Source organism: Micromonospora sp. NPDC048842, assembly GCF_040649935.1.
GTDB lineage: Bacteria > Actinomycetota > Actinomycetes > Mycobacteriales > Micromonosporaceae > Micromonospora > Micromonospora hortensis.
In genome coordinates, this window is sequence record NZ_JBEZGK010000027.1 from 36,549 (window position 1) to 55,838 (window position 19,290).

Annotated in this window: 15 protein-coding genes; 7 read left to right on the forward strand and 8 right to left on the reverse strand. The window is 71.9% G+C overall.

All coding sequences use genetic code 11. The features are described 5' to 3' along the window. Positions 1 to 172: 172 nt before the first annotated feature. From AB0C19_RS28085 to ftsY, 5 genes are all read right to left on the reverse strand, one after another. Positions 173 to 2,503 carry a [protein-PII] uridylyltransferase gene (locus AB0C19_RS28085; protein ID WP_357190124.1) on the reverse strand — a complete coding sequence of 777 codons (2,331 nt, stop codon included), beginning with the start codon at positions 2,501 to 2,503 and terminating at the stop codon, positions 173 to 175. Between the two features lie 16 nt (positions 2,504 to 2,519). After that, positions 2,520 to 2,858 (reverse strand): P-II family nitrogen regulator, encoded by a 339-nt coding sequence (locus tag AB0C19_RS28090; protein ID WP_172862163.1) that lies wholly within the window; start codon positions 2,856 to 2,858, stop codon positions 2,520 to 2,522. Between the two features lie 25 nt (positions 2,859 to 2,883). Further along, a complete protein-coding gene (locus AB0C19_RS28095) occupies positions 2,884 to 4,296 on the reverse strand; it encodes an ammonium transporter (RefSeq protein WP_357190126.1) in 1,413 nt (470 codons plus the stop codon). Between the two features lie 276 nt (positions 4,297 to 4,572). After that, positions 4,573 to 5,436: an aminoglycoside phosphotransferase family protein gene (locus AB0C19_RS28100; RefSeq protein WP_181518597.1), complete on the reverse strand. Its 864-nt coding sequence runs from the start codon at positions 5,434 to 5,436 to the stop codon at positions 4,573 to 4,575. Between the two features lie 6 nt (positions 5,437 to 5,442). Then, positions 5,443 to 6,624, reverse strand: coding sequence for a signal recognition particle-docking protein FtsY (gene ftsY, locus AB0C19_RS28105; RefSeq protein ID WP_112603473.1), 1,182 nt, complete (start codon positions 6,622 to 6,624; stop codon positions 5,443 to 5,445). Positions 6,625 to 6,806: 182 nt separating this feature from the next. Between ftsY and AB0C19_RS28110 the strand changes: the two genes are divergently transcribed. From AB0C19_RS28110 to AB0C19_RS28130, 5 genes are all read left to right on the forward strand, one after another. Next, the gene (locus tag AB0C19_RS28110) at positions 6,807 to 8,534 is read left to right on the forward strand and encodes an alkaline phosphatase D family protein (RefSeq protein WP_357190129.1); all 1,728 of its coding nucleotides are present in this window, start codon (positions 6,807 to 6,809) and stop codon (positions 8,532 to 8,534) included. A 10-nt stretch (positions 8,535 to 8,544) separates the two neighbouring features. Then, positions 8,545 to 8,985, forward strand: coding sequence for a MarR family transcriptional regulator (locus AB0C19_RS28115; protein WP_238681244.1), 441 nt, complete (start codon positions 8,545 to 8,547; stop codon positions 8,983 to 8,985). A gap of 177 nt (positions 8,986 to 9,162) precedes the next feature. Further along, a complete protein-coding gene (locus AB0C19_RS28120) occupies positions 9,163 to 10,782 on the forward strand; it encodes an MDR family MFS transporter (protein ID WP_357190132.1) in 1,620 nt (539 codons plus the stop codon). A gap of 9 nt (positions 10,783 to 10,791) precedes the next feature. Further along, positions 10,792 to 11,286 carry a universal stress protein gene (locus AB0C19_RS28125; protein WP_357190134.1) on the forward strand — a complete coding sequence of 165 codons (495 nt, stop codon included), beginning with the start codon at positions 10,792 to 10,794 and terminating at the stop codon, positions 11,284 to 11,286. A 44-nt stretch (positions 11,287 to 11,330) separates the two neighbouring features. Further along, a complete protein-coding gene (locus tag AB0C19_RS28130; protein WP_357190136.1) occupies positions 11,331 to 11,852 on the forward strand; it encodes a DinB family protein in 522 nt (173 codons plus the stop codon). Between the two features lie 7 nt (positions 11,853 to 11,859). Here AB0C19_RS28130 and AB0C19_RS28135 read toward each other — a convergent pair whose 3' ends face one another. From AB0C19_RS28135 to AB0C19_RS28145, 3 genes are all read right to left on the reverse strand, one after another. Then, positions 11,860 to 12,480 carry an HAD-IA family hydrolase gene (locus AB0C19_RS28135; protein ID WP_357190138.1) on the reverse strand — a complete coding sequence of 207 codons (621 nt, stop codon included), beginning with the start codon at positions 12,478 to 12,480 and terminating at the stop codon, positions 11,860 to 11,862. Then, complete coding sequence (smc, locus tag AB0C19_RS28140; RefSeq protein ID WP_357190140.1) at positions 12,480 to 16,094, reverse strand: chromosome segregation protein SMC; 3,615 nt, start codon at positions 16,092 to 16,094, stop codon at positions 12,480 to 12,482. Before smc ends, AB0C19_RS28135 begins: the two co-directional genes overlap by 1 nt. 351 nt (positions 16,095 to 16,445) lie before the next feature. Continuing rightward, entirely contained in the window at positions 16,446 to 16,640 is a 195-nt protein-coding gene (locus tag AB0C19_RS28145; RefSeq protein ID WP_007456482.1) for a hypothetical protein, read from the reverse strand. Positions 16,641 to 17,032: 392 nt separating this feature from the next. Here AB0C19_RS28145 and AB0C19_RS28150 point away from each other — a divergent pair, with 392 nt between their 5' ends. Both AB0C19_RS28150 and AB0C19_RS28155 read left to right on the forward strand, forming a co-directional pair. Beyond that, on the forward strand, positions 17,033 to 18,175 hold the full coding sequence (locus tag AB0C19_RS28150; RefSeq protein WP_357190142.1) for a CAP domain-containing protein: 1,143 nt from the start codon (positions 17,033 to 17,035) through the stop codon (positions 18,173 to 18,175). Between the two features lie 116 nt (positions 18,176 to 18,291). Further along, positions 18,292 to 19,134 (forward strand): endo alpha-1,4 polygalactosaminidase, encoded by an 843-nt coding sequence (locus AB0C19_RS28155; protein WP_357190144.1) that lies wholly within the window; start codon positions 18,292 to 18,294, stop codon positions 19,132 to 19,134. Positions 19,135 to 19,290 lie beyond the last annotated feature (156 nt).

The window sequence follows — 19,290 nt, forward strand, 5'->3', positions numbered from 1 at the left end:
TGAGGCATCACGCTCGTAGGAGTGACCCGGCTGGCACGCGCGGCCAACGGCCGAGCAGCACCCGACCGCGCTACGCAGCAAGGCAGTCAGGCATCCGGCGTCCAAGCGGCCAGGCAGGCGGCCGTGCAGCGTGCCGCAGCCGGACAGCAACCGCCGACGGTGTCGTCCTGGGTCAGACGGCGGCGAGGACCGCGGCTTCCAGGCGGGCCCGGGTGGCGTCGTCCGGCCAACCGCCCACCAGATAGAAGGCGTCGACCACGTCGGCGCCGAGGGTGGAGATGCGGGCCGCGCGAACCAGGGCGCCGGCCTCGTCGAGCGCGCAGGCGACCCGGTAGAGCAACCCGGCGGCGTCGGCGGCGCGCAGTTCCAGCAGTACGGCGTCGGTGGCCGCCTCGCGGTGCCAGACCACTCGTGGAGCCGCGCCACCGCCACGGCTGGCGAGCGCGCGGCCGCGCAGCCGTTGGGTGACCGACACGTCGCCGGCGACCGCCCGGCGCAGGTCGGCGCGGAGTGGAACCGGGTCCGGCGGAAGGCCGTAGCGGGGCTGCACCCGGCACTCGACCAGGGCTCGGCCATCGACGGCGGAGGCGTCCGCGGAGATCACCTCCAGCCGGTGCAGCGCCAGGCAGCCGGCCACGGTGGCGAGCAGACCCCGCCGGTCGGCCGCCGCGACAGACACCCGGTCACCGGTCAGGTGGACGACCGGCAGTGGCCCGGCCAGCAGCTCCGGGTCCGGGGCGGGTGGCTCGGGGAGTACACCGGTGTCCAGCGCGGTGCGAACCCGGGCGACCAACTCGGCGACGAGTCGGCCCTTCCAGTCCGACCAGGCAGCCGGCCCGGTCGCCGCCGCGTCGGCGCGGACCAACGCGTGCAGCACGTCGAGGGTGCCGGTGTCGCCGACCGCCTCGGCCACCGAGGCGATGGTGACCGGGTCGCTCAGGTCCCGGCGGGTGGCCACGTCGGGCAGCAGCAGGTGCAGCCGGACCAGCTTGCCGATCAGCTCGACCTCCGCGGGAGGCAGACCGACAGTGGTGGCCACCGCCTGGGCAACCGGCACACCGACGGTGCTGTGGTCACCGGGGAGGCCCTTGCCGATGTCGTGCAGGAGGGCGCCGAGGAGCAGCAGGTCGGGGCGCTCCACCTCGCGGGCGTGCCGGCTGGCCTCGTGCGCGGTCTGCACGAGGTGCCGGTCGAGGGTGAAGCGGTGCACCGGGTTGTGCTGGGGCAGGCTGCGCAGCCGGGTCCACTCGGGCAGCCAGCCGTCGACCAGCCCGTACCTGTCGCAGGTCTCCCAGGCCGGCACCAGGCCGGGACCGGCGCCGAGCAGGGTGATCAGCGCGGCCCGGGCCTCGGCCGGCCAGGGTGCCGGCAGGGGCGGACAGTACGCCGCCAGCCACTCACAGGTGGCCCGCGCGATGGGAATTCGGGTCGTGGCCGACGCGGCGGCCACCCGCAGCGAGAGGCTCGGGTCGGGGCGTGCCCCGATCGCCGTGCGGGCGAGCACCAACTCGCCGTCGTGTTCGACCACGTCGCGGGCGACCGGGCGGCGGGCCGGGCGGCCGTTGCCGCCGCGGGAGCGGCCGGAGCGCAGCCGGTCGGCGGCCCGGAAGGCGTCGTCCAGGGCGTGGCTGACAGTGCGGGCGTCACCGGCGACCCGACGCAGCAGCGCGTCGCCGTCTTCCACGACGGCTCCAGGCCGCCGCGCGGCGTCAGACGCGCCGGGCTGGAGTTGTCGCAGGCCGAGCAGGTTGGCCACTCCGTCGCGCTCCTGGGCGACCAGCCGGTCGACCCGTCGGCCGACCTGCTGGTGCAGCGCGTCGCGGGTGTCCAACAATCGCAGGTGGGCGGCGCGTACGGCGGGACGCAGCGCGTCGGTGATGCCGGCAGCGGAGATCGCCCGCAGCAGCCCCACATCGCGCAGACCACCGGCGGCCTCCTTGAGGTCGCCCTCCAGGAGGAACGCCAGCTCACCGTGGGCCTGCCAACGGGCTTCGGTGACCTCCCGCAGGCCGGGCAGGTGCCGGACGGCGGTACGCCGCCAGTGATCGGCGGCGGTGCGGATCAGCGCGTCGGCCAACGCCTGGTCCCCCACGACCAACCGGGCGTCGAGCAGCCCGAGGGCGACCTTGACGTCGTCCTGGGCGACCGAGAGCGCCTCGGCGACGGTGCGTACGGAATGGTCGAGCCGCAGGCCCGCGTCCCAGATCGGGTACCAGACCGAGGCGGCCAACTCGTCGGTGCCGGGCACCCCGGCGTGCAGCAGCACCAGGTCGAGGTCGCCGTACGGGGCACACTGCCGCCGACCCAAGCCCCCGACGGCCAGCAGTGCCACCCCGTCCCGCGCCGGCAGCAACCCCCGCAGGAACGAGTCGTACGCGGCGGCCCGCCCGCGCCGGGCTGCTTCCCCGATCCCCCCGGGAACGCCGACGACCTCGTTGATCAAGAGGTTCGCGTCGCCGTCGTCGGCGGGTCCTGACGCGTTCTTCTTGATCAACGAGGTCATGTCAGTAGTGGCCGCGTCAGAGTGCGTCGAGGCCGCGTTCGCCGGTACGTACCCGGACGACCTCCTCGACACCGGTGACCCAGACCTTGCCGTCACCGATCTTGCCCGTGCGGGCCGCTCCAACGATCGCGTCCACCACCTTGTCGACGTCGATCTCGTCGGTGAGCACCTCGACCCGGATCTTGGGCAGGAACTCGACCGTGTACTCGGCACCCCGGTAGACCTCGGTGTGCCCCTTCTGCCGTCCGTACCCCTGAACCTCGCTGACGGTCAGCCCGGCCACCCCGAGGGCGTGCAGAGCCTCCTTCACCGCGTCCAGTTGGTACGGCTTGATGACTGCGGTCACCAGCTTCATGTCCAACCCCTCCATCCCAGGAACGTTAACCGGCGACCTTTTCGCTGACCGGCTCGGCGGGCTCCGCCTCCGGCTTGGCACCACTCGTCGCGCCGCCACCGGGGGTGCCGATGCCGGCCATCGCGAACGCGCTGCCCGTGCCGCCGCCGGCCGGGGACAGGTCGTAGCTGCTCTCGGCGTGCTCGGCGATGTCGATGCCCTCGACCTCCGCCTCACCCGTGACGCGGAAGCCGATCGTCTTCTCGATGACGAAGGCGAGCACCCAGGCGATGCCGAACGACCAGACGGTGACGATCAGGCCGGCGAGGGCCTGCCGCCCGAGCTGGGTCGCGCCGCCGCCGTAGAAGAGGCCGTCGGAGGCGCCCACCACGTCGGTGATCGCGGCGTTGACCGAGTTGGTGGCGAAGAGGCCGAGCCAGAGCGACCCGATCCAACCACCGACGAAGTGCACGCCGACCACGTCGAGCGAGTCGTCGTAGCCGAGCTTGTACTTGAGGCTGACGGCGAGCGCGCAGACTGCACCGGCGACGATGCCGAGCAGGACCGCCGCCCAGGGGGCGATGAAACCACAGGCCGGGGTAATGGCCACCAGGCCGGCGACTGCGCCGGACGAGGCACCGACCATCGTCGGCTTCCGGGTCTTGACCCACTCGACTGCGATCCAGCCGAGCACCGCCGCCGCCGTGGCGAGCTGGGTGTTGATGAAGGCGAGGCCGGCGACCGAGTCGACGGTCAGCTCCGAGCCGGCGTTGAACCCGAACCAGCCGAACCACAGCAGACCAGCACCGAGCGCTACCAGCGGGATGTTGTGCGGCTTCATGCCCTCACGTGGCCAACCGAGCCGCTTACCGAGGACCAGGACCACGGCCAGGGCCGCCGCACCGGCGTTGATGTGCACTGCGGTGCCACCGGCGAAGTCCAGTGCGTGGATGTCACCGCCGATGATGCCGCCGCCCCACACCCAGTGGGCGACCGGGAAATAGACCAGGGTGGCCCAGCCGAAGGCGAACAGCAGCCAGCCGGCGAACTTTGCCCGGTCGGCGATGGCACCGCTGATCAGCGCGACGGTGATCACCGCGAAGACCATCTGGAAGGCCATGAACACGTAGAGCGGGACGCCGATGCCGCTGGGGTTCTCCGCCGTGGCACCCCACAGGTCGGTTTCGGCGAGGAACGTCTTGGTGCCGAGGTACGCGCCCGGGTCGCCCCAGAAGCCGTTCACGTCGGTCCCGAAGGCGACGCTGAATCCGTAGAACCACCACAGAATAGAGATGAGCCCGATAGCCGAGAAGCTCATCATCATCATGTTGAGTACGCCCTTGGCCCGGTTGAGGCCGCCGTAGAACAGCGCCAGTCCGGGGGTCATGAGCAGCACGAGCGCGGTCGAAACCAGCAGCCACGTGGTATTGGCGCCGTCGATCGTCGGTGCTTCAGGCACGCTGGCCTCCTAAAGGGTGAAGTCCTCCTTCGCGGCTTTCCGGGGCAGCGTCGCCCGTAGGCCGGTTGCGCGGAAGCTTCGCGGCCGGCTGTTTCACTTTGGGTCCCGTGCGGGTTTCCGTTTCGTGACGGGTTGTTTCGGACGTGTCACGAACTCCGCACAGTCATCGGCATGGACGATTGTGGATCGACCGGACGGCGATCGTCGATGACTGACCGGTCAACGGCATCGACCGGTGCGCTTGACGGACCCGGCCGAGCATCGCCCGACCGGCGCTCAGCGGAGGGCGTTCTCCAGGGTGTGCCGCTCGTAGTCGAGCAGCCGCAGATCGCGCATCGGCCGACGCAGGTGGCCCTTGTGCACGATCCGGACGAACGCCGGCTCGCCGGCGGCGGCCATCCGCCGGATCCCCTCGACGTGGTCCACGATCCGTTTACGGATGGTCCGGATCAGCCGGTGCCGGTCCCGGGGGATCAGCCCGTACGCGTCGGCGAAGAGCCGGAGGCGGCGCGGCCGGTCCGGGTGCTTCCAGCCCAGCGTGATCGAGTCCCGGTCCGCGAAGATCGGCACCCAGGTCCAGGCCGCGTACGCCACGTCGTAGATCCGCGCTCCGGGCGAGGCGAGGTCGAAGTCGATCAGCCCGAGGGTGCCGTCCGGACGCCAGATCACGTTGTGCGGCGCGGCGTCGTGGTGGCAGATCACCTCGGTGTCCGGCGGTGGGGGCCCGAACGAGCGCCAGACCGCCGCCTGCGGAGGAGTGAAGCCGTACTGCGCGTCGTGGAACATCCGCAGCATGGTGGCGACGGTGACCAGGGCCTCGTCGGTCACCCAGTGCGGGGCGAGCGGATATTCTCCGCACTCCCCCTCCAGGTACGACAGCACCTCACGGTTGCGCTCGTCCATCCCGAGCGCCCGGGGGGCGCCGGTGAACCCCACGTACTCCAGGTGGCGCAGCAGCGCGTGCACGGACGGGGTCCACGGCCCAGCGTTGCGCCGGACCGTGTCACCCACGCGGACAACTGTGCTCACGTTGCCGCCGTGCAGCGGGATCTCCTGCGAAGTCACGTACGGTCTCCCGAGGCGCTGCGAAGGATGGCCAGGGTCACGCCAGCCCGCGTACGCGCGATCGTCAGTGGTCACCCGAGACTACGCGTCCCGGCCGGTGGCCTCGGTCCCCAGCAACGCGTCGACGAACTGCGCCGGGTCGAACGGAGCCAGGTCGTCCTTGCCTTCGCCGAGGCCGACCAGCTTCACGGGGATGCCGAGCTTGCGCTGCACGGCGATCACGATGCCGCCCTTGGCGGTGCCGTCGAGCTTGGTCAGCACCACCCCGGTCACGTTGACCACCTCGGTGAAGACCCGCGCCTGCTCCAGGCCGTTCTGCCCGGTGGTGGCGTCCAGGATGAGCAGTGTCTCGTCGATCGGGCCCTGCTTCTCCACCACGCGCTTGACCTTGCCCAGCTCGTCCATCAGGCCGACCTTGTTCTGCAGGCGGCCGGCGGTGTCGATGAGCACTGTGTCCACGCCGGTGTCGATGCCGCGCTTGACGGCGTCGAACGCGACGCTGGCCGGGTCGGCGGCCTCGGGCCCTCGCACTGTCTCCGCTCCGACGCGCGAGCCCCAGGTCTCCAGTTGGTCGGCCGCGGCGGCCCGGAAGGTGTCCGCCGCGCCGAGCAGCACGCTGCGACCGTCGGCCACCAGCACCCGGGCGATCTTGCCGCAGGTGGTGGTCTTGCCGGCGCCGTTGACGCCGACGACAAGAACCACCGCCGGCACGCCGTCCTTGGGGGCGGTCCGCAACGAGCGGTCCAGGCTGGGGTCGAGCGCGTTGACCAGCTCGGCGGCGAGTAGTGCCCGCAGCTCGGAGGCCGAGCGGGTGCCGAGCACCCGGGTGCGCTCGCGGAGCCGGTCGACGATGTCGCGGGTGGCGTCGACCCCGACGTCGGCGGTGATCAGGCTGTCCTCGATCTCCTCCCAGACGTCCTCGTCGAGGTGGTCACGGGCGAGCAGACCAAGCAGGCTCTTGCCGAACACGTTCTGTGAGCGGGATAGCCGCGACCGGAGCCGGACCAGCCGACCGGCGGTCGGCTCGGGGACCTCGACCTGCGGTTCGAGCACCGGCGGCGGCTCGACCAGGACGCCGGTGGACAGATCGGACTCCGGTGCCTCGACCGGCGGGCCGGCGAGATCCTCCTCAGCCCTGGTGTCGACCTCCGTGCGTGGCAGCGGAGGCTCGGGCCGCCGCCGCAATCGCGGCACGACCAGCCCGACTGTGCCGGCGATCAGCACACCGAGCAGGACCAGAGCGAGGACGAGATATTCGGCCATGCCGGAATCCTGTCAGATGCCGGCGGCGGCGTCCCAGCCACCGCACCCCGAGCCGTGCCCGGAGTCTCAGCCACCGCACTCCGAGCGGTGCCCGGAGTCTCAGCCACCGCACTCCGAGCGGTGCCCGGAGTCTCAGCCACCGCACCCGGCCGGTGCCGGAGACCGGCGGTAGGCTCGGCCGCATGCCCGCCGCACACCTCCTCATCGGCCCACTCCTGCGGCGAGTGGTGGACACCCGGGCGACGATCTGGGTGGAGACGGCGGCGCCCGCCGTGGTCACCGTCCGCACCGCCAGCGGCGCCACCGGCACCGCGCCCACCTTCTCGGCGTACGACCACCACTACGCCCTCGTGGTGGTGGAAGGCCTTGCGCCGGACAGCGAGACCACCTACGAGGTACTGGTCGACGACGAGATCGTCTGGCCGGTACCGAGCAGCGGGTTCCCGCCGAGCGTGATCCGCACCCGGGCCGCCGACGACCGGGACCAGCCGGTCAATCTGATCTTCGGCTCGTGTCGCGAGACCACCCAGCACGCCACCACCCGCAAGCTGCCGCCGGACGCGTTGGACGCGTACGCCCGGCGGTTGATGGCCGACCCGGAGTCGAACCCGCTGCCCGACCTGCTGGTGCTGCTCGGTGACCAGGTCTACGCCGACGTCACCTCGCCGACCGTGCGCCGGCTGCTGCGTCGACGGCGGCGGCGGCCGAAGGGCGCTCCGGCCGACCAGGTGGTGAGCTTCGACGAGTACACCAAGCTCTACCTGGAGTCCTGGCGTGATCCGGAGATCCGCTGGCTGCTCTCCACGGTGCCCAGCGTGATGATCTTCGACGATCACGAGATCATCGACGACTGGAACACCTCGGCGGCGTGGCGAGCCGAGGTGCGCGAACAGCCGTGGTGGCAGGAGCGGATCGGCAGTGGGCTCGCCTCCTACTGGGTCTACCAGCACCTGGGCAACCTCTCCCCCGACGAGATCGTCGCCGATCCGGTCTTCGCGAAGGTCGCCGCCGCCGAGGACGCCACAAGCGTGCTGCGCGAGTTCGGCCACCGGGTCGACCAGGAGTCCGACCTGGCGCACGACACCGAGCGCTGGCGCGCGGTGCAGTACCAGTGGAGCTACGCACTGGATCTGGGCCGGACCCGGCTGGTCATGCTGGACAACAGGTGCAGCCGGGTGCTCGAGCCCAACAGCCGGGCGATGCTGCCGCCTGGCGAGTGGGCCTGGTTCCTCGACCAGGCGCACGGGGTCTACGACCACCTGGTGGTGGGCGCCTCGCTGCCCTGGCTGCTGCCGCAGGGCATCCACCACATCGAGGCGTGGAACGAGAAACTGGCGGACTCACGCCGACCGTGGGTGGCGCGCGGGGCGGAGAAGCTGCGCCGCGCCCTGGACCTGGAGCACTGGGCGGCGTTCCGGCGCTCCTTCGAAGCGCTCGCCGAGACGTTCGCCCGCATCGGCACCGGCACGCCACGGCAGTCCGGCGCGCGCATCGGGGCCGGCCCGGCGTACGCCCCACCGGCGTCGATCAGCGTGCTCTCCGGTGACGTGCACCACTCGTACGTGGCGCGGGCCCGGTTCGGGGACCCTGCGGTGGTCACTCCGGTGCACCAGCTCACCTGCTCGCCGATCCACAACCAGGTGCCGGCGGGTATCCGTCCGCTGATGCGGCTCGGCTGGTCGCCCGGCCCGGCCGGGGCCACCCGGGCGCTGGCCCGTTCGGCGGGCGTACGCCGGCCGGGGGTGCGCTGGCGCAAGCTGGCCGGCCCGTACTTCGGTAACGCGGTCGCCACCCTGACCCACAGCGGGCGCGGGGCCGACGTGGTCATCGAGGGCACCACCAAGGACGGGCACCTACGCCCGGTGATGCGGCGTCGACTCTCCGGCGACGGCGAGCCGGCCGCGCCGTAGTCTCTACGCCGTGGACGAGCACCTGCCGGAGCCGATCCGGGCGGTTGAGCACGAGTTGACCGCTCTGCTGCGCCGTGGCCGGGCGGTCTCCTGGGAGATCGCCCGGGAGGTACACCCGAACCTGGAGCCGAACACCTACGGGTTGCTGCTCTGGTTGCGGCGTAGCGGGTCGATCCGGTTGACCGAGTTGGCGGCCCGGCTGGGCGTGGGCAAGGGGACGCTGAGCCGGCAGATCAACGCCCTGGAAGTCCTCGGCCTGGTGCACCGCGACCCCGATCCGAGTGACCGTCGGGCCGCGCAGATCAGCCTCACCGACGAGGGGCAGCGTCGGTTCGACGTGGCCCGCGCGGCCCGGCTGGGTGAGTTCCTGCGCGCTCTGGACGGCTGGCCGGAACGGGACGTCGAGGAGTTCGCCCGGCTGCTCGGCCGGTTCAACGACTCCTGGCAGTAGCCGCCCCGTGCCAGAAACTCCTGGCAGCAGCCCGCCCAGCACCGGGGAATAGGGCACCGGTCCGACAAGTTGTTGCTTCAGGCAACCAAGGCATACGGTTGCCTCAGGCAACTCACAGGCGGCCCGTGCGTACCAGCCCCGCCGTTCCACATCGACTCCGCTCGGAGGCAACAAACGATGAGCCAGGCGACAGCGCCTCCCCAGGCGACCGCCGTGACCATGACCCACCGGCAGATCCTGGAAGCACTCTCCGGCCTGCTGCTGGGTCTGTTCGTCGCGATCCTCTCCTCCACGGTCATCTCGAACGCGCTGCCGCGGATCATCACCGAACTGCACGGCGGCCAGTCCGCGTACACCTGGGTGGTGACCTCGGCCCTGCTCGCGACCACCGCGACCACCCCCATCTGGGGCAAGATGGCCGATCTGACCAGCAAGAAGACCCTGGTCCAGCTCGCCCTGGGGATCTACGTGCTGGGCTCGGTGCTGGCCGGCCTCGCCCAGGGCACCGGTGAGCTGATCGCCTGCCGGGTGCTCCAGGGCGTCGGCGCCGGCGGCCTCACCGCGCTGGCCCAGGTGATCATGGCCACGATGATCGCGCCCCGCGAGCGCGGCCGCTACAGCGGCTACCTCGGCGCCGTGATGGCCGTCGGCACCATCGGCGGCCCGCTGATCGGCGGCGTGATCGTGGACACCTCCTGGCTCGGCTGGCGCTGGTGCTTCTACGTCGGCGTGCCGTTCGCCATCCTCGCGCTGATCGTGCTCCAGAAGACCCTGCACCTGCCGGTGGTCAAGCGAAAGGCCGAGATCGACTGGTGGGGCGCCACACTGATCACCGCGGCCGTCTCGGTGCTGCTGATCTGGGTCTCGCTCGCCGGCGACCAGTTCGCCTGGGCCTCCTGGCAGACCGCCGTCATGGTCGTCGGCGCGCTGGTCCTCGGCGCGCTGGCCATCCGGGTCGAGACCCGGGCCGCCGAGCCGATGATCCCGCCACGGCTGTTCCGCAACCGCACCATCACCCTCGCCGTCGTCGCCAGCATCGCGGTCGGCGTGGGCATGTTCGGCGCGTCGATCTTCCTGGGCCAGTACTTCCAGATCAGCCGCGGTCAGAGCCCGACCATGTCCGGCCTGATGACCCTGCCGATGATCCTCGGCCTGCTGGTCGCCTCCACTGTCATCGGGCGGGTCATCAGCAAGACCGGCCGCTGGAAGCGGTACCTGGTGATCGGCTCGGCGCTGCTCACCATCGGCTTCGCGCTGATGGGCACCCTTCGCGCCGACACCAGCTTCACACTGCTCAGCGTCTACATGCTGCTGATCGGCGTCGGCCTGGGTATGACGATGCAGAACCTGGTCCTCGCCGTGCAGAACACCGTCGGCCCGCACGAACTCGGCGCGGCCAGCTCGGTGGTGGCGTTCTTCCGCAGCCTGGGTGGCGCGATCGGCGTGTCCGCCCTCGGCGCGGTACTCGCCCACAAGGTCAAGGACTACACCGCCGACGGGCTGGCCCAGCTCGGCATCCCCGCCTCCAGCTCCGGCAGCGGCGGCGCCCTGCCCGACGTGCACACCCTGCCCGGCCCGCTGCGGGCGGTGGTGGAGAGCGCGTACGGCCACGGTGCCGGTGACATCTTCCTGGCCGCCGCCCCGTTCGCGCTGATCGCGCTGATCGCGGTGGCCTTCATCAAGGAGGTGCCGCTGCGCCAGCACAACGGCAACCCGGTTTCCGACGAGGTCGAGCGGGAATCGACAGTCGCCGCCGGCGCTGGCGCACCAGTGATCCGTACCGGCGAGCAGAGGTGAGGTAGAGGCATGGGCGTGGGAGCACCGGACCGCGAGGAGTACGGCCCCCGCACCCGACCGCTGCCCTTCGAGCGCGGCACGGACGGGCCTCGGGTGATCATGGTGGGCGTCGACGGCACCCGCACCTCCGAGCGGGCCGGTGCCTACGCGGCCGGCCTGGCCCGCCGGCAGGGCGCCGCCCTGGTGGTGGTATTCGTCAGCGCGGCGAGCGGGTTCACCGCCCTGGTGCCCGGCATGGACGCCGGCGCGGTCCAGCGCTCCCAGGACGAGGTGGCCGACGAGCTGCGCCGCGAGTGCCGCCGTGGGGCCGAGCAGTGGGGCATTCCGGTGACCTTCCTGGCTCGGCGCGGCGACGCGTACGGCGAGCTGTGCGCGGCGGCCGACGAGTTCCAGGCCGACATGGTGGTGGTCGGTGCCTCCGAGCAGGCCGGACACCGGCTGGTCGGCTCGGTCGCCACCCGGCTGGTCCGCGCCGGCCGCTGGCCGGTCGTCGTGGTGCCCTGATAACCCGTCGCGGCATGTCCGACGTGCCGGGCAGGATGCGCGGCATGACCTGGATCGCGCCGGAGATCACCCGGACCCCCGAACCGTACGTCGGCGACGAGCGCACCATGCTCGACGGCTGGCTCGACTACCACCGACAGACACTGCTGCTCAAGTGCGCCGGCCTGACCGAGGAGCAGTTGCGGACGCCGAGCGTGGAACCGTCCGGGCTGACCCTGCTCGGCCTCGTCCGGCACCTGGCCGAGGTGGAGGCCTGGTGGTTCCGGGAGAGCTTCGCCGGTGAGCCTGTCGACTACCCGTACTTCACCCCGGAGAACCCGGACGCCGACCACGACGTCAGCGCCGCCGACGCCGCTGCCGACTTCGCCATCTTCCACCGCGAGGTGGCGCTGGCCCGCGAGGCCGCCGCCGACCACTCCCTCGACGAGACGTTCACCGAGGTCGGCGCGAAGAAGCGCACCTTCAACCTGCGCTGGGTGTACGTGCACATGATCGAGGAGTACGCCCGGCACAACGGCCACGCCGACCTGATCCGGGAACGCATCGACGGCGTCACCGGCGAGTAATGAGCGCTCAGTAGTCCAGGGCCGCCCGCAGGTAGCGCAGGTCGGCGTGGCCGCCCCAGCGGTGCGCCGACAGCCCGGCGGACCGGGCACCCCGCACGGCCCAGTCCTCGTCGTCGACGCAGAGGACCCGGGCCGGCGGGGTGGCCAGGGCCACGCAGGCGGCCTTGAAGTATTCCGGGGCGGGCTTGTGCACGCCGATCACCGAGGAGTTGACCACCACGTCCAGCTCGCCGACCAGGCCGAGTGCGGCCAGATCGGCGTCGAGCAGATCGGTGGCGTTGGTGCCCAGCCCGACCCGGACGCCCGCCGCGCGGACCTCCCGGACGAACGCCAGCACCTCCTGGTCGACCTCTCCCCGGTAGCTCTGCCACTGTTCCACAGCGGCGCGGGCCCGTTCCGGGCTGCCCACCGATTCGGCAAGGGCGTCCGCCACGCTGTTCATCCAGTCGGCGTGGTTGACCTGGCCGGTGAGCACCGGCTGGAGCCGCCCCCACTGCATGGCGATCTCACCGAGCACCCCCTCGGAGAGGCCGTACTCCCGCTCGACAACGGCGGCCACCGCCGGGTCCCACCGGCGCAGTACGCCGTCGAAGTCCAGCAGGAGCGCCGTCGCGCGTTCCCGAGCCACTACCCGTTCTCCTCGCCGCGGCCGTGCCGCTGGTCGTCCTCGTCGGCCCGGTTGAGCCGTTGGCTGATCACCTGAGTGACCCCACTGCGCATGGTCACGCCATAGAGCGCGTCGGCGATCTCCATCGTCCGCTTCTGGTGCGTGATGACGATCAGCTGACTCTTCTCGCGCAACTGTGCCAGCAACAGGATCAGCCGGCCCAGGTTGACGTCGTCCAGGGCCGCTTCCACCTCGTCCATGATGTAGAACGGGCTGGGCCGGGCGCGGAAGATCGCCACCAACATGGCCACCGCGGTCAGCGACCGCTCGCCACCGGAGAGCAGCGACAGCCGCTTGATCTTCTTGCCCGGCGGTCGGGCCTCGACCTCGACGCCGGTGGTGAGCAGGTCATCCGGTTCGGTGAGGATCAGCCGTCCCTCGCCACCGGGGAAGAGCACTGTGAACACCTGCTCGAACTCCCGGGCGGTGTCCTCGAAGGCGCTGGCGAAGACCTCCAGGATCCGCTCGTCCACGTCCTTGACCACTGTGAGCAGGTCCCGACGGGTGGCCTTGAGGTCCTCCAACTGCTCGGAGAGGAACTTGAAACGCTCCTCCAGCGCGGCGAACTCCTCCAGCGCGAGTGGATTGACCTTGCCGAGCAGGGCGAGTTCGCGTTCCGCCTTCGCGGCCCGCTTCTCCTGCACCGGCCGCTCGTAGCGCACCGGCTCGGGCACCGGCAGACCGTCACGTTCGGCCGCCGCGACGTCCACCTGGGTCGGCGGAACGGGCTGAGTCGGACCGTATTCGGCGACCAGCGTCTCCACGTCCAGCCCGAAGTCCTCGGCGGCCTTCGCCTCCAACTGCTCGATGCGCAGCCGCTGCTCCGCCCGGGCCACCTCGTCGCGGTGCACCTGGCTGGTCAGCCGCTCCAACTCCGCGCCGAGCCGCTTGGCGGCACCGCGTACCTCCTGAAGCTCTGCCTCCCGCGCGGCGCGCTCCAGGGCGACCGCGTCGCGGTGCTCCTCGGCGGTCGCGATCGAGGTGGTCAGCCGGGTCAACGCCTCTCGGGCGCCAGCGGCGACGGACCGGGCGATGCCCGCGCCTCGGGCGCGGGCGGCCCGCCGGGCCGCCGCGCGTTCCCGGGCGGCCCGCTCCGCTGTGGCCTGCCGCGTGAGCGAGTCGGCCCGACCGGCGATCGAAGAGACCCGCTCCTCGGCGGTACGCACGGCGAGCCGGACCTCCATCTCGTTCTGCCGGGCCTGCGGCACCATGGCCGCCAGTTGATCCCGGTCCTCGCTGGAGGGCTCGGCGTCGACCGGGGTCTCCTCGGCCAGCCGTAGCCGCTCCTCCAGCTCGGCGAGCGCGGTGAGGTCCCGTTGCCGGGCGGCCTCGGCGCGCGACCGGGAGTCGCCGAGCCGGTCGGTCTCAGCCTTCGCGGAGCGGGCCGCAGCGCCCAGCTCGGCCAGCCGGCGAGCGGCGGCGTTGCGGTGGCTCTCCGCCTCGCGCTTCTCGGCGGCTGCGTGTTGCACGGCCTCCTTGGCGGCCGTCACCTCGGCGCGCGCCTCGACCAACTGATCGCGCAGCTCCAGGCCAGCGCGTTCGGCGGTGACCCGGTTGGCGCGGGCCTCCTCGACGGCGGCCTGCACCTCGATGTAGCTGGGGGCCTTGGCCGACCCGCCCGCCGCCGCGTACGCCCCGACCACGTCACCGTCGGGCGTGACCGCCCGCAGCTCGGGGTTGCTGGCGACCAGCTCGGCGGCGGCAGCGAGATCGTCGACGAGCGCCACGTCCCGCAGGGCCCTGTGCACCGCCGGACGCAGCTCGGCGCTGCACTCCACCAGGTCGGGCGCCCACCGGGCGTCGTCCGGCAGCTTCGGGCGTAACGCGTCGGCGGAGCCGGTCATACCGGGCCCCGCCGGGCTGCCGACCAGCAGGCCGGCCCGGCCGGCGTCGGAGATCTTCAACAGCCGCATCGCCTCGACGGCCTCGTCCACCCCGCTGACGGCGACCGCGTCGGCGAGGCCGCCGAGCGCGGCGGCCAGCGCGGCCTCGTGACCCGGCGCGACGGTGAGCAACCCGGCGAGGCTGCCGAGCAGGCCGGGCACGTCCCCGGCGCGGGCGAGCAGCGCCCCCGCGCCGTCCTTGCGCCGCAGCCCCAGGGCGAGGGCCTCCTCGCGGGCCTTCCAGGTGGCGGCGTCCTTCTCCGCGGCCCGCTCGGCGTCGGACAGCGATCGGACGGTGGCCTGGGCCCGTTCCTGCACGGTGACCGCCTCGGCGTGCCGGGCGTCCAGGTCAGCGTTGTCCCGGTCGGCCTCGGTGGACTGGGCGGCGACCGCGTCCAGGTCGGCCTGCGCCTGCTCGGCGCGGCCCAGCGCGTCGGCGTGCGCGATCGCGAGGCGTTCGATCTCCTCGCCGGCGCTTGTGGTCCGGGCCCGGGCGGAGTTGACCTGGCCGGTGAGCCGGGCCATCCCCTCGCGCCGGTCGGCGATGGCCTTGGCCGCGGCGACCAGCTCGCGCTCGGCGGCGGCCAACTGCCGCTCCAACTCCTGGCGGTGCTCGACCGCCTCGGCCAGTCGGATCTGGTCGTCGGTGAGCGCTCCGCGCAGCTCCTCCTCCTGCTCGCGGACGCGTTCCGCCTCAGCCTCCAGCTGGTCCGGGTCGCGGCCGGGCCGCTCGTCGTCGCCGGTGGCACTGAGGTGCCGCAGCCGCTCCCGGGCCAACTGCTCGATCGAGCGGAAGCGTTCCTGGAGGGCGGAGAGCTTGTACCAGGTGTCCTGGGCGGCGGCGAGCAGCGGCGCGTCCTCCGCGAGGGCGGCCTCCAACTCGCCGAGCCGGCCCTGCACCTCGGTGTGCTCACCCTCGATCTGCTCACGCCGCTCGCGCAGCGCGGTCTCGTCGGCGATCTCCCGATCGAGGGTGGTCCGCAGGGTGGCCAGGTCGTCGGCGAGCAGCCGCAGCCGGGCGTCGCGCAGGTTGGCCTGGATGGCGGCGGCGCGCCGGGCCACCTCGGCCTGCCGGCCCAACGGCTTGAGCTGACGACGCAGCTCGGCAGTGAGGTCGGTCAGGCGATTGAGATTCACCTGCATCGCGTCGAGCTTGCGCAGCGCCTTTTCCTTGCGCTTGCGGTGCTTGAGGACGCCGGCCGCCTCCTCGATGAACGCCCGGCGGTCCTCCGGCTTGGCGTGCAACATGCCGTCGAGGCGGCCCTGCCCGACGATGATGTGCATCTCCCGGCCGATGCCGGAGTCGGAGAGCAGCTCCTGGATGTCGAGCAGCCGGCACGAGTTGCCGTTGATCTCGTACTCGCTCTCGCCGGAACGGAACATCCGGCGGGTGATGGAGACCTCGGTGTACTCGATCGGCAGCGCGCCGTCGGTGTTGTCGATGGTGAGGGTGACCTCGGCGCGACCCAGCGGCGCCCGGCCGGCGGTGCCGGCGAAGATGACGTCCTCCATCTTGCCGCCACGGAGGGCCTTGGCGCCCTGCTCGCCGAGGACCCAGGCGATGGCGTCGACGACGTTGGACTTGCCCGAGCCGTTCGGGCCCACCACACAGGTGATCCCGGGCTCCAGCTTCAACGTCGTCGCGGAGGCGAAGGACTTGAACCCCTTCACCGTCAGGCTCTTGAGATACACCTACTCGATCCTCGTCCGGTGGCCGCCGTACCGTCGCCGGCTGCGGGGACCTGGGTGAACCCGCAGACTAACCCGGCGGTGGGAGCGGCCTGGCACGCGACCCGCCCCGCGTCGCGTCGACAGTGGGTGCGCTGTTGTTCGCCGGGCTGCGAGAAAGGCAAGGCCCTTTCATGATCGCTTATTCGTCGGCATGCCTTTCCGGAAACTGTGAGCGCGGTTACCGGGTACGCCTCGCTACAAGATCATGAATCGTCGGCGCCGAAAGATGCCGGACAGTGTTGCGCGCCGGCACAGAAGGTGTCGGCGCGCATTTTTGCGGTGGTGCGATTCAGTTTTCTTTGAGCGTGAAGATCAGGTCAGTGCCGGCTCGGCCAGACGGAGAAGATCGTCCGCCTCCGCCGCAGCCGCCGCGAGCCGATCATTGTCGGCACGCAGACGCGTGATCTCGAACTCCAGGGCCTGGACCCTGGCACGCAGTCGGGTGACCTCGTCGAGCAGACGCCGGTCGGGCGCTGCACCTACGTGGCCGTAGAGGGCCTTCGCCATGCTGACTCCTTGATATGCGCTGCCGGAAAGGCCGGCCAACGCGCGCCCATTTGTACGCGGCTGTCATTCCAGGCTGTATCTGGGCATGACCGGGCGCGACTGGCGACACCTATATATTGAGCCGCAAACCCCTCCTTCGTCAAGTTCTCGCAGGCCGTAGATCATCTCCACGTCGACCTGTCCACTTGTCGGGGGGCTGCCGCAAGGCACGGACACTCTCTGTCCGGACGCCTTTACTGTACGCCCGGATTCACGGAAGTCCGCACCCTGGCGTCCGACTTCCCCTTAACTCTTTCTTAGCCACGTTGCCGCAGGTCGTAGGCGCGCCGTAGCGTCACCCCGGCCCGCAACCGACCCCTGGAGGCATAGGCGTGTACGGCTGGACCGATCCGATGGACCCGAATGGCGCCCCCCGGCGCGCCGGAGGGCCGACCGACGAGCCGGCCTGGCTGCACGACCGCCCGGAGCCCCGCTCGGCCTACCTCTTCGGCGACGAGCCCGGTCAGCCGGGCGACGAATGGCACCGGGAGCAGCCCACCGACGGCCGGCAGCCGGACCCGGCGATCCCCGCCGAGGCGGCCGACGCCCACACCGCCGCCTGGGGGGCCTACCAGCCGGAGGGCGAGACCGGCGACTGGGGCGACAGCCGCCCGACCCAGGACACCACAGGCGGACGGCGTTCCGAGGCGCCCGGCGGCTGGCACACCGACACCGACCCGGAGACCACCGACGGCTGGCGCGGCGCCGCCGAGACCGACCGGCCCAGCGAGGGACGTCACCGCTCCCCACGCCGCTGGCGCCGGCCGCTGATGATCGGGGGCGCCGCCGCGGCCGCCACCCTCGTCGTGAGCTTCGGCGTCGGCGCGCTCACCCTGCCCGGCGGTGACGACGGGGCCGCCCAGCCGACGGCCGTCGACGACTCCTTCGCCACGTCGGCCGCGCCGACCGACGAGCCGGCGCTGGACGCCCTCGCCGCGCCCTCCCCGTCAACCATCCCCAGCCCGGCGTCTCCGAGCCCGTCGCCGAGCAAGGTCGTCAAGCCCACGCCGGCGACGTCGCGGAGCACCGCCGCGTCACGCCGCAGCGTCGAGCGCAGCAGCGCGCCCAGCAGGACCGGCGGCTCCACCGGATCCAGCGGCTCCAGCGGCTCCGTCAGCGCTCAGGCCCGCGAGGTGGTGGACCTCGTCAACACCGAGCGGGCCAAGGCCGGCTGCAAGGCGCTGAGCATCGACGACAAGCTGATGACGGCCGCCCAGCGGCACAGTCAGGACCAGGCCGACAACCAGAACATGTCGCACACCGGCAGCGACGGCAGCAACGCCGGCACCCGACTGGACCGGGTCGGCTACACCTGGCGCACGTACGGCGAGAACGTGGCCTGGAACCAGAAGACCCCGGCAGCGGTGATGGACGCCTGGATGAACAGCTCCGGCCACCGGGCCAACATCCTGAACTGCGCGTTCACCGAGATCGGCGTCGGCATCGCCAGCAGCAACGGACCGTACTGGACGCAGGTCTTCGCGGCGCCGCGCTGACCGCGCGTCGTTCCCGCCCCCGCGCTCGTTGACCCGGTGAGGTACGTCCGGCCGGAGCGTGGGGGCCGCGTACCGGTGCGGGCGGCGACCGGCCGCCCGGGACCCGGGAGCTGCCGATGCGGATCCGGCCGCGGCGACACGTCGCCGTACGCCCAGTGCGCCGCGTCCTGTCCGCCAGCCTGGCTCTCGTGCTGGTGGTGCCGGCGTACGGGTGTCGGCCCGCGCTGACCCCGCCCGGCGCGCCCACCGCGTGGCCGGCGGCGCAGGCCCGCCACTGGCAGTGGCAGTGGCAGCTCAGCGGCCCGCTCGACCCGGCGGTGGACGCGCACGTCTTCCTGCTCGACCCGGTGGCCACCACCGCCGCACAGACCGCCGAACTGCGCTCCCGGGACCGCCGGTTGATCTGCCAGGTCAACGTGGGATCGGCCCGCTCCGACGACCCGGACGCCAGCCGGTTTCCGGAGGTCGTCCGAGGGGCGGCCGGGCGTCGACCCGACAGCCGGTGGCTGGACATCCGGAGTTGGGACGCGCTCCGGCCGGTGCTGGCCGACCGGTTCCGGCTCTGCCGGGGCAAGGGCTTCGGCGCGGTGGCGCTCTTCGACGCCGACGGGTACGCGGCGCGCACCGGCTTTCCGCTCGACTTCGACGACCAACTGCTGTTCAACCGCCGGCTGGCCGAACTGGCCCGCTCGCTGAGCCTCTCCCCGGGGCTGGTCAACGACGTGCCGCAACTCGCGGCGCTGGCCCCGGACTTCGACTTCGCTGTCAACGAGGAGTGCGTCCGGCTGGCCCAGTGCGCCAAACTGCTGCCGTTCAGCGACGCCGGCAAGCCGGTCTTCCACGTCGAGTACACCGGCTCGACCGACGACTTCTGTGTCACCACCGTCGGCTACGGCTTCGCGTCGATCCGCAAGGACCGCACGCTGGACGCGTCCCGCGAACCCTGCCCACTCCCCTGACCCACCACACCCTCCCCACCCTCGCCCTGCCCTGCCCTGCCCTGCCCTGCCCTGCCCTGCCCTGCCCTGCCCTGCCCTGCCCTGCCCTGCCCTGCCCTGCCCTGCCCTGCCCTGCCCTGCGATCTTGCACTTTCGGTCGTCGAATTGCCGGGTTGG